The sequence below is a fragment of the Psychrobacillus lasiicapitis genome, assembly GCF_006861795.1.
GTDB lineage: Bacteria > Bacillota > Bacilli > Bacillales_A > Planococcaceae > Psychrobacillus > Psychrobacillus lasiicapitis.
In genome coordinates, this window is the sequence record NZ_VDGH01000007.1 from 278,760 (window position 1) to 288,663 (window position 9,904).

Here is a 9,904-nt window from a genome sequence, read left to right on the forward strand (position 1 = left end):
ATTTGTCTAACCATTTCTTATAATGTCTTTTATTATGCCTCTAGTAATGGTAAGATTAAGTATATTGTCATATAGGGAAATGTTTTGTCGGAGGTGTTTGCTGTGGTAAGTGGAAAAAAGAAAAAGGAAGCAGTTATAGAGCTTCCAAAGCAAATGGTTAATGAAGGAGTAAAGGTTGTCAAACGATCATTCGCTACTAGTGAAAATATAGCTCGTGTCCAAGCAAATGAATACATTAAGAAAGGCCAGGCAAATCTTATAAGAGAAGCGATGATGAAAGGTTATGTTGAAATGTCTCATATAAACTTATCCATAAGTTCGGAATGTTTACATGCGGAATATGAAGCGCAACATACGACAGAGCGACTCGTAAGTGGAGGATGAAAACTTGATCGTAAAACGTGGGGACGTTTTTTTTGCAGATTTATCACCTGTAATCGGGTCTGAACAAGGTGGAACCAGACCCGTTTTGGTGATTCAAAATGATATAGGAAATCGATTCAGTCCTACTGTTATCATTGCAGCAATTACCGCACAAATTCAAAAAGCAAAATTACCAACACATGTGGAAATCAATGCGAAACAGTACGATTTTGAACGAGATTCAGTTATCTTGCTAGAACAATTGCGTACAATAGACAAATCTAGGCTGACGGATAAAATTACACATTTAGATGAAGATGTTATGTGTGAAGTTGATCATGCATTAGGTATTAGCTTAGGAATTGTAAAATTTTAATACATAGACAAAACGCAATGTGTAGCCGACAAATACGCATTGTGTTTTTTATTTTTTACCTTAAAAGATGTAAATCAGCTCACTATTCGTTAAACTATAGGTACGACTATTTAAAAGAGGAGATGTACGACAAAGTATGAATAGAGAAATAGCAATATACATTCAAAAAAATATAGATAAAATTTTAGAAAGATGGAAAGCAAAAATGGAGGACGATCAAGACGACCGTTTCTTTCAAATAATGTCCGACCAAGTTATTGACACAACTGTTCGAGAATTTGGGGAACTGATGGTTTCTAGTTTAACGGCAAGTGAAGAAACCTATGATGAAAAGCTGAAGGATTTTTCTGTGCAAATTGTTCGTTATGGCTGGTCGATCACTTTTGTACTCAGAGCTCTTAACAATTTCTCAGAAGTAATTTACGAAGAAATGGAAGAAGAGGGGTCGCTAAATGAAAGTAATTATAAATCATTTAGAGAAGTACTGACAAATTGGATAACACCACTTAACCAGAGTGTCGTCGATGCATATTCAAAAGTATGGGAAAAAACCGTGAATTTACAAAAGATTGCCTTACAAGAGCTCTCAGCATCTCTAATTCCCGTATTTGATAAAATCTCTGTCATGCCGTTAGTAGGTACGATTGATACGGAACGTGCAAAGCTCATTATGGAAAACTTACTACAAGGTGTGGTAAAACATCGTGCAGAGGTTGTTCTGCTAGATATCACTGGTGTTCCAGTGGTAGATACGATGGTTGCACATCATATTATCCAGGCGGCGGACGCCGTTCGTTTAGTAGGTGCCAAATGTATGTTGGTAGGAATTCGTCCTGAAATTGCACAAACAATCGTAACACTTGGTATAAATTTGACTGACTTTACTACGACAAGTACATTGCAAAGAGGAATGGAACAAGCCCTGGCTTTAACAAATAGAGCAATTGTAGAGGTGAACGTAAAATGATGACAAGAATTCCAATTTTAAAATTAAGAGAATGCCTAATCGTTTCAATTCAATGGGAATTAGATGATCAAACTGCGTTAGCATTTCAAGAAGATTTGCTTGCAAAATTACACACGACCGCTGCAAGGGGAGTAGTACTTGACCTGACTCCAATCGACTTTATCGACTCATTCATCGCAAAAGTACTAGGAGATGTTATTAATATGTCGGGGTTAATGGGGGCAAAAGTAGTTATTACAGGTATTCAGCCTGCTGTTGCCATTACATTAATCGAGCTGGGTATTAGATTAGAAAATGTGGTAACAGCACTAGATTTAGAAAATGGATTGGAAAAATTAGAACGAGAATTGGAGGACTAGTCCATTATGAACTTAAGGTCTTCTGTTGATATCATAACTGAGTGGGATATTGTTGCTGCTAGACAGCTTGGAAGAAATGAAGCGAAGGATGTAGGTTTCGGTACAGTTGACCAAGCTAGAATTACAACAGCGATTAGTGAACTTGCTCGTAATATTTATTTATATGCAGGAAAAGGTAACATAGAAATAAAACAAATTGCAGAAGGCAATCTTAAAGGGTTACAAGTCATTGCATCTGACAAAGGCCCAGGAATAGCAGATGTCCGTAAAGTGATGGAAGATGGATTTACAACATCCGGTGGATTAGGTGCAGGACTTCCGGGAGTAAAGCGACTTATGGATGACTTTAAGATTGAAACAGTTTTTGGAGAAGGTACGGTGATTAGTGCAACAAAGTGGTTGAGGTAAGGAAGGTGAAGCAAATATGGAAGAGTTTAAAAAACAATATAAAAAAATATTAGAACAGTATATATTGAAACAGACGGAACATAATTTATATGAAGGTCAAAATATTAGTAGACAACTAATACAGAAAAATATCTCTCCTGAGGAAGTAATTAGTATACATAAGGCATCGCTAGAAGAGATTATGTCTGATTTAGATGGAGATGTACAACATTCTTTTGATCTACTCATTGAAGTAATGATACGTTATGGATTGGCACTTAAAGAACATCAGACGTTGATACAAAAACAGCAAAATATTAAGATGGAGATGGAACTTGCTGCTAATGTGCAACAAACATTGTTAAAAACGAAAGTACCAAAAGAAATCGATTTAGATATCGGTATTATAACTGTTCCCGCCAAAGAAATGAATGGAGACTATGCACACTTTTTACATGACAACACACATGTAGGCATAGCAGTAGCAGATGTTATCGGAAAAGGTATCCCTGCTGCACTATGTATGTCCATGATTAAATATGGTATGGACAGTTTAGACGGAGCTGAAACAGATCCAGTGATTGTTTTAGATGTGATCAATCGAATCGTAGAGAAAAGCGTAAGTGACTCAATGTTCATTTCCATGTTTTACGGAAAGTATGATACTTCGAAAAGTGAATTTACGTATGCTTCGGCTGGACATGAACCTCCACTTTTTTACTGCTCAGAGACATCTAGTTTTACCGAGCTACAAGCAAAAGGTCTACTCTTAGGAGTCATTCCAAATGTAAAATATGAACAACAATCCATTACACTAAACAAAGGCGATTTTGTTGTGATGATGACAGACGGGGTAACAGAATGTCGTTCTAAAGAAGGCTTCATCGAGCAAAAAACGATTATGGATATTATTGAAAATGTTAGAGATCAGCCTGCCCAAGAAATGGTAGAGTATGTATTTCATAAGTTGGAAGAATTACAAGACTTTGAACAACGAGATGATTTCACCCTTGTGATTTTCAAAAAAATATAGTTTTTTTCGCAAAGATGTTTAACTTTAGTTGAATCGTGGTATTAAAACACTATATAGATAAAACGGGGGATAAAACACATGAATATTTCAGTTGAACTGCATCAAACAGACCTACTCACAGTTAATGGGATTATTAAAGGAGAAATTGATGCATTTACAGCACCAACTTTAAGAGAAAAACTTGCAGAGATTGACTTAAAAGAAAACCTACAAGTGATAATAGACTTAACGGATGTTTCCTACATGGACAGCACAGGGCTAGGAGTATTTGTTGGCTTTTACAAGAGCATAAATGCATCAAATAGTCATATGGAGCTAATCGGACTTTCATCTCGTTTAAAACGATTGTTTGATATTACTGGATTAGGGGAAATTATGGATATTCAAGCGAGCAGTGGAGAGGTGAAAATAGATGAAACCGTTTGATTATGTTGAAATTCGAGTGCCAGCAAAGCCACAATATGTAAGCGTAGCGCGTTTAACGATTTCAGGTCTAGCCAATCGTGTTGGATTTACATATGACGAGATAGAAGATTTAAAAATAGCTGCGAGCGAAGCAATTACAAACGCTGTTCAACATGCGTATTCCGAAGAGGAAGATGGCGAAGTTGTCATTGGATGTGCTTTATATGAAGAAAAAATGGAAATAATGGTAGCAGATCATGGAAAGAGCTTTAATTTCGAAGAAACAAAAGCTCAAGTTGGACCTTATAATGAATCGGAAGAAATATCCTTTTTAAGAGAAGGTGGCCTTGGATTATATTTAATTGAGACATTAATGGACGAGGTGAAAGTTCATCAACAGGAAGGTGTAACTGTATTTATGACGAAGCATGTCGGAATAGAGCAGGTGGATGGTAATGTCAAACACATCTCTTCCTAACAAGCAATCCAAGGAAAAAATTCTTGAATGGATAAGTGAATACCAAAACACTGAGAGTGAAGAAGCTCAGACCAATTTAGTTTTAAATTATACAAGATTAGTTGAGTCCATCTCAAGAAAGTATTCAAATGGTAAATCCCATCATGAGGATATTGTACAAGTAGGAATGGTAGGACTGCTTGGTGCGATTCGAAGATATGATCCGACATTCGGTAAAAACTTTGAAGCATTTGCTATCCCCACAATCATAGGTGAGATTAAACGTTTTCTTCGTGATAAGACATGGGCGGTACATGTGCCACGAAGAATAAAGGAGCTTGGCCCTCGGATCAGAGTAGCGGTAGAAACGTTAACAAGCGAATTTCAACGCTCGCCTTTAGTTCCGGAAATTGCTGAATACTTAAACGTAGAAGTAGAAGATGTATTAGAAGCTATGGAAATGGGAAAAAGTTATCAAGCATTGTCCATGGACCACTCACTTGAATCAGATTCTGATGGAAGTACAATTACATTATTCGATGTAATTGGAAAAACAGACGGAGAGTTCGAAAAGACCGATCAACGGTTACTGGTAGCTAATGCTCTTGGTGTGTTATCTGATCGTGAAAAGGAAGTAATACAACTTACATACTTGGAGCAGCTGAGCCAGAAAGAGACAGGCGATCGACTTGGAATTTCTCAAATGCATGTTTCAAGAATTCAACGAAAAGCGATAAAAAAATTGCAAGAGGCAATATTAGCGTCAGGTGGAGTAGTAAAGTGAAGAATTTTTCGGACGAAAAAGTTGAGCTGTTAGTATTTCAGGAAGCCAAGACGGGTAATTTAGAATCAGGAGATACATACTATGTATCGAAAAACGAAGACTTCATGCTGTGCGCTATTGCCGATGGTTTAGGAAATGGTCCAATTGCAAAAGAATCTGCAGATATTATTCCTGAGATTCTAGAGAAATATCCCGAAGAATCACTAGATGAATTATTATTGCGATGTAATGAACGAATGGTTCAAAAAAGAGGCGCAGCTGTTGCGATTGTGAAGATAGATTATCATCTCCAAACTATCTCATACAGTTGCATAGGGAATATCAAATTTTATATGTACCAACGAGAAACAGATAAAATGTTATATCCCTTACCAGTAATGGGCTATTTATCGGGAAGAAAACAAAAAGTAAAAACACAGACGTATGCATGTAAGAAAAATGACTTATTCATCTTACATTCTGATGGTGTAAACATGAATAGTCCCAAGAAAACGATAAAAAATGCACTTAATGCTAATTGTCTTTATCATTCGGTGCTTAATACAATAGAACATGGCGACGACGCTACGTTTATAGTAGGAAGCTTACTCTAGGAGGCATTAGAGTAAGCTTTTTTGTGTTAAAATAAATCTAATAAGGAAAGGGTGTGTTTGTTTTGGAAATGAAGAAAATGCTTCAGCTTGTTTCTAAAGAAACTGGCGTTAAGTCATCACAAGCTGAACAGGTTATCAAATTATTAGAAGAAGGAAATACGGTTCCTTTTATCGCACGTTATAGAAAAGAACAAACTGGTTCGTTAGATGAGGTTCAAATAAAAGCAATTGAAGATCGCTACAACTACATACAACAACTAGAGCAGCGAAAAGAAGAAGTGATACGACTTATTGAAGAGCAAGGGAAATTGACAGAAGAACTGAGTAGCGCTATTCAAAATGCGACTGTTTTGCAACGAGTAGAAGATTTATATCGCCCATTCAAGCAAAAACGTAGAACAAAGGCAACGATTGCCAAAGAAAAAGGCTTAGAACCACTTGCGAGTCTATTGATGACCTTTCCAAAAGAGTCAGTTGCTGTTTTAGCAGAAGACTTTTTAAATGAAGAACGAGAAGTACTAACAATAGAAGAAGCTCTACAAGGTGCACGTGACATACTTGCTGAGCAATTTGCGGATGATGCAAAAATTCGAGAACAAATCCGCAATATTTCACGCGTAGACGGACAAATAATCAGTGCTTTGAAAAAGGCAGAATTAGACGAGAAAAATGTCTATGAGATGTACTATGAATATGCAGAACCAGTAAAAAAGATAGTTCCACATCGTATATTAGCACTTAATCGCGGGGAAAAAGAGGATGTCTTAAAAGTAAGTGTCCAAGTACCGGTCAATAAGGTGACGACCGTTATGCAAACAGAGTGGATACCTAATCATTCATCAAGTGATGCAATAGAACATGTAAAACTAGCAATAGAAGATTCCTACAAACGTCTAATTCAGCCATCTGTAGAACGTGAAATTCGAACGGAGCTTACTGAAAAAGCAGAAGCACAAGCAATTCATATTTTTTCAGAGAACCTACGAAACCTTCTATTACAGCCGCCATTAAAAGGGAAAGTGATTCTTGGAGTCGATCCCGCATATCGTACTGGTTGTAAACTAGCGGTAGTTGACGATACTGGTAAATTATTAGAGGTTTCCGCAATCTATCCACATGCACCGAAAATGGATATAGAAGGCTCGAAAAAGAAAGTACTTTCTTATCTTAAAAAGTACCCGATTTCGTTAATCGCTATCGGCAATGGTACTGCTTCTCGCGAAACAGAACAGTTTATAGTAAATTGTCTGAAAGAAGCAGAGGGTGATGTTGCCTATGTTATTGTCAATGAGGCTGGGGCGAGTGTTTATTCAGCATCCGAAACCGCAAGACATGAGTTCCCTGATCTTCAAGTGGAGCAGCGAAGTGCTGTATCAATTGCAAGAAGATTACAAGATCCGCTAGCTGAACTAGTAAAAATAGACCCAAAAGCGGTAGGGGTAGGTCAATACCAACATGACGTATCACAGAAAAAGTTATCCGAGTCGCTATCTTTTATAGTAGAAACTGCTGTTAACCAAGTTGGAGTAAACGTAAACACTGCATCTGCATCGCTTTTACAATACGTTTCTGGTCTATCCAAAACGGTGGCAGAAAACGTGGTGAATTTACGTAATGAGCAAGGAAGGTTCACTTCTAGAGCACAGCTTAAGAAAATACCTCGTCTAGGTGCCAAAACGTACGAGCAAGCAATTGGATTTTTACGAGTACCAGATGCAAAGAATCCATTCGATGCGACCGGAATTCATCCAGAAAGTTATAAGGCGGCCGAACAAGTTCTAGCAATTGCAGGATTGAAAAAAGAACAAATTGGCTCCAAAGAAGCGGAAGAGGCTTTAAAAAACATTTCAATAGTAGAAGTAAGTAAAGAATTAGAAATTGGTGACATTACATTAAAAGATATAGTAGACACATTGATCAAACCGGCGCGAGATCCACGAGAAGCTTTTCCACAACCTATTTTAAAAACAGATGTGCTTAAAATGGAAGATTTAAAAGCGGGAATGGAACTCCAAGGAACTGTTCGTAATGTAGTCGACTTTGGGGCATTCGTTGATGTCGGTGTCAAACAAGATGGACTTGTTCATATTTCCAAGTTGAAAAAAGGTTTTGTCAAACACCCACTAGATGTTGTTTCATTAGGAGATATAGTAACAGTTTGGGTAGATCAGTTCGATGCAAATAAAGGAAGAATTGCACTTACCATGCTTCCTCCAGAGCAACAGATTTAATAAATGAGTAGTTGCCAATGTTAAAGCATTGGACAACTATCTTTTATAAATACAGATTCAGCGCAAGCATCTTGCCTGCAATGCAGTCATAGATGCTTGCGTTTTTCTAATAGGAGTGAAAAAGTATGACAGATGAAAAATTGACTGAATTAGTTTGTAGTGTATCAAAAGAAGTTTTTAGGAAAGACTTCCGACATGATGCTTATTTTAATAAACGTCTTCGCACGACAGGTGGGAGATATATGTTAAGAACACATCATATAGAAATTAATCCGCTTGTTTTTGAAAAACATGGGATGGATGAATTGATTGGGGTGATCAAGCACGAGCTTTGTCATTATCATTTACATATAGAAGGAAAAGGGTATAAACATAGAGATGCAGATTTTAGAGAGCTTTTAAAAAGAACCAATTCTCCAAGATTTTGTTCGACTCTTGTAGAGCGGGAGGAGCGGGTAAGAAGTAAAATTTACACATATCAATGTACAAAATGCTCCTTGTTATATAATCGGAAAATTCGTTTAAATACGAGCAAATACAGATGTGGTAAGTGTTTGGGAGGTCTTATTTTAGTTTCTTCAAAAAAACTTAAATAAATTTCATAAAAGTAGTTGACGTTTTGTAAAAGGCTCTCTATAATAGAAAAAGTCGAGAAGAACAAAACGACAAAAAATATTCCGAAGTAGCTCAGTGGTAGAGCAATCGGCTGTTAACCGATTGGTCGTAGGTTCGAGTCCTACCTTCGGAGCCATTATATGGCCCCTTGGTCAAGCGGTTAAGACACCGCCCTTTCACGGCGGTAACACGGGTTCGAATCCCGTAGGGGTCATTTCAATTTTATATCTTTAAAGGTCCCGTGGTGTAGCGGTTAACATGCCTGCCTGTCACGCAGGAGATCGCCGGTTCGATCCCGGTCGGGACCGCCATTTTGGGGTATAGCCAAGCGGTAAGGCAACGGATTTTGATTCCGTCATGCCCTGGTTCGAATCCAGGTACCCCAGCCATTTGTACGAGCCATTAGCTCAGTTGGTAGAGCATCTGACTTTTAATCAGAGGGTCGAAGGTTCGAGTCCTTCATGGCTCATCAATTTATTGTTGACAAACTCGATTGATGAGAGTATCATAAGTCTTGTCCAAGTAAAACTACGCGGTCGTGGCGGAACGGCAGACGCGCTAGGTTGAGGGCCTAGTGGGGGATAACCCCGTGGAGGTTCAAGTCCTCTCGGCCGCACCAAAGCACACATTAAGCGCCCGTAGCTCAATTGGATAGAGCGTCTGACTACGGATCAGAAGGTTGTGGGTTCGACTCCTGCCGGGCGCGCCAATTAAACAATAATATTGAATTTTATATATGCGGGTGTAGTTTAGTGGTAAAACCTCAGCCTTCCAAGCTGATGATGAGAGTTCGATTCTCTTCACCCGCTCCATTAATTAAAACCATGAACATTGAAAACTGAACATGCAAAACGTTAAGACATATAGTTTATGATTAACTTCATAAAAAAATTTTGACATCATTTAATGATGATGCCAGCAAAACAAAATGAGCTTTTTAAGTTCTCTATTATGGAGAGTTTGATCCTGGCTCAGGACGAACGCTGGCGGCGTGCCTAATACATGCAAGTCGAGCGAATGATGAAGAAGCTTGCTTCTTCTGATTNACCTGCCCTGTAGATTGGGATAACTCCGGGAAACCGGGGCTAATACCGAATAATCCATTTCCTCACATGTGGAGATGTTAAAAGACGGTTTCGGCTGTCACTACAGGATGGGCCCGCGGCGCATTAGCTAGTTGGTGAGGTAACGGCTCACCAAGGCGACGATGCGTAGCCGACCTGAGAGGGTGATCGGCCACACTGGGACTGAGACACGGCCCAGACTCCTACGGGAGGCAGCAGTAGGGAATCTTCCACAATGGACGAAAGTCTGATGGAGCAACGCCGCGTGAG

At 38.5% G+C, this 9,904-nt stretch carries 12 protein-coding genes, 8 tRNA genes and 1 rRNA gene; all 21 read left to right on the forward strand.

All coding sequences use genetic code 11. The annotated features are described in order from the left end of the window. Window positions 1-102: 102 nt before the first annotated feature. Window positions 103-384, forward strand: a complete 282-nt coding sequence (locus FG382_RS13720) for a transcriptional regulator (protein ID WP_229677413.1) — start codon at window positions 103-105, stop codon at window positions 382-384. A gap of 4 nt (window positions 385-388) precedes the next feature. Next, entirely contained in the window at window positions 389-739 is a 351-nt protein-coding gene (locus FG382_RS13725) for a type II toxin-antitoxin system PemK/MazF family toxin (RefSeq protein WP_093271851.1), read from the forward strand. A 136-nt stretch (window positions 740-875) separates the two neighbouring features. Beyond that, window positions 876-1,706 (forward strand): STAS domain-containing protein, encoded by an 831-nt coding sequence (locus FG382_RS13730; RefSeq protein WP_142539457.1) that lies wholly within the window; start codon window positions 876-878, stop codon window positions 1,704-1,706. Further along, the gene (locus FG382_RS13735) at window positions 1,703-2,065 is read left to right on the forward strand and encodes an STAS domain-containing protein (protein WP_142539458.1); all 363 of its coding nucleotides are present in this window, start codon (window positions 1,703-1,705) and stop codon (window positions 2,063-2,065) included. Before FG382_RS13730 ends, FG382_RS13735 begins: the two co-directional genes overlap by 4 nt. Before the next feature lie 6 nt (window positions 2,066-2,071). After that, entirely contained in the window at window positions 2,072-2,473 is a 402-nt protein-coding gene (locus tag FG382_RS13740; RefSeq protein ID WP_142539459.1) for an anti-sigma regulatory factor, read from the forward strand. Between the two features lie 16 nt (window positions 2,474-2,489). After that, on the forward strand, window positions 2,490-3,485 hold the full coding sequence (locus FG382_RS13745; protein WP_142539460.1) for a PP2C family protein-serine/threonine phosphatase: 996 nt from the start codon (window positions 2,490-2,492) through the stop codon (window positions 3,483-3,485). A 78-nt stretch (window positions 3,486-3,563) separates the two neighbouring features. Further along, on the forward strand, window positions 3,564-3,911 hold the full coding sequence (locus tag FG382_RS13750) for an STAS domain-containing protein (RefSeq protein ID WP_142539461.1): 348 nt from the start codon (window positions 3,564-3,566) through the stop codon (window positions 3,909-3,911). Continuing rightward, window positions 3,898-4,368, forward strand: a complete 471-nt coding sequence (gene rsbW, locus FG382_RS13755; protein WP_142539462.1) for an anti-sigma B factor RsbW — start codon at window positions 3,898-3,900, stop codon at window positions 4,366-4,368. Before FG382_RS13750 ends, rsbW begins: the two co-directional genes overlap by 14 nt. Beyond that, window positions 4,346-5,131, forward strand: a complete 786-nt coding sequence (sigB, locus tag FG382_RS13760) for an RNA polymerase sigma factor SigB (RefSeq protein WP_142539463.1) — start codon at window positions 4,346-4,348, stop codon at window positions 5,129-5,131. The genes rsbW and sigB overlap by 23 nt, the downstream gene beginning before the upstream one ends. Further along, window positions 5,128-5,724 carry a SpoIIE family protein phosphatase gene (locus tag FG382_RS13765; RefSeq protein WP_229677414.1) on the forward strand — a complete coding sequence of 199 codons (597 nt, stop codon included), beginning with the start codon at window positions 5,128-5,130 and terminating at the stop codon, window positions 5,722-5,724. The genes sigB and FG382_RS13765 overlap by 4 nt, the downstream gene beginning before the upstream one ends. A 62-nt stretch (window positions 5,725-5,786) precedes the next feature. Next, complete coding sequence (locus FG382_RS13770) at window positions 5,787-7,955, forward strand: Tex family protein (RefSeq protein WP_142539464.1); 2,169 nt, start codon at window positions 5,787-5,789, stop codon at window positions 7,953-7,955. A gap of 125 nt (window positions 7,956-8,080) precedes the next feature. Beyond that, the gene (locus FG382_RS13775; protein WP_142539465.1) at window positions 8,081-8,551 is read left to right on the forward strand and encodes a SprT family protein; all 471 of its coding nucleotides are present in this window, start codon (window positions 8,081-8,083) and stop codon (window positions 8,549-8,551) included. Window positions 8,552-8,631: 80 nt separating this feature from the next. After that, window positions 8,632-8,706, forward strand: a tRNA-Asn gene (locus FG382_RS13780). A gap of 6 nt (window positions 8,707-8,712) precedes the next feature. Beyond that, a tRNA-Glu gene (locus FG382_RS13785) sits at window positions 8,713-8,784 on the forward strand. Window positions 8,785-8,805: 21 nt separating this feature from the next. Next, window positions 8,806-8,881: transfer RNA gene (locus FG382_RS13790), tRNA-Asp, on the forward strand. 3 nt (window positions 8,882-8,884) lie between these two features. Next, window positions 8,885-8,959: transfer RNA gene (locus FG382_RS13795), tRNA-Gln, on the forward strand. 7 nt (window positions 8,960-8,966) lie between these two features. Further along, window positions 8,967-9,039 (forward strand) — tRNA-Lys (locus FG382_RS13800). 63 nt (window positions 9,040-9,102) lie between these two features. Continuing rightward, window positions 9,103-9,189, forward strand: a tRNA-Leu gene (locus FG382_RS13805). A gap of 13 nt (window positions 9,190-9,202) precedes the next feature. Further along, window positions 9,203-9,279 (forward strand) — tRNA-Arg (locus tag FG382_RS13810). 29 nt (window positions 9,280-9,308) lie between these two features. Further along, window positions 9,309-9,382: transfer RNA gene (locus tag FG382_RS13815), tRNA-Gly, on the forward strand. A 136-nt stretch (window positions 9,383-9,518) separates the two neighbouring features. Beyond that, window positions 9,519-9,904: ribosomal RNA gene (locus FG382_RS13820) — 16S ribosomal RNA — on the forward strand; the annotation flags it as partial.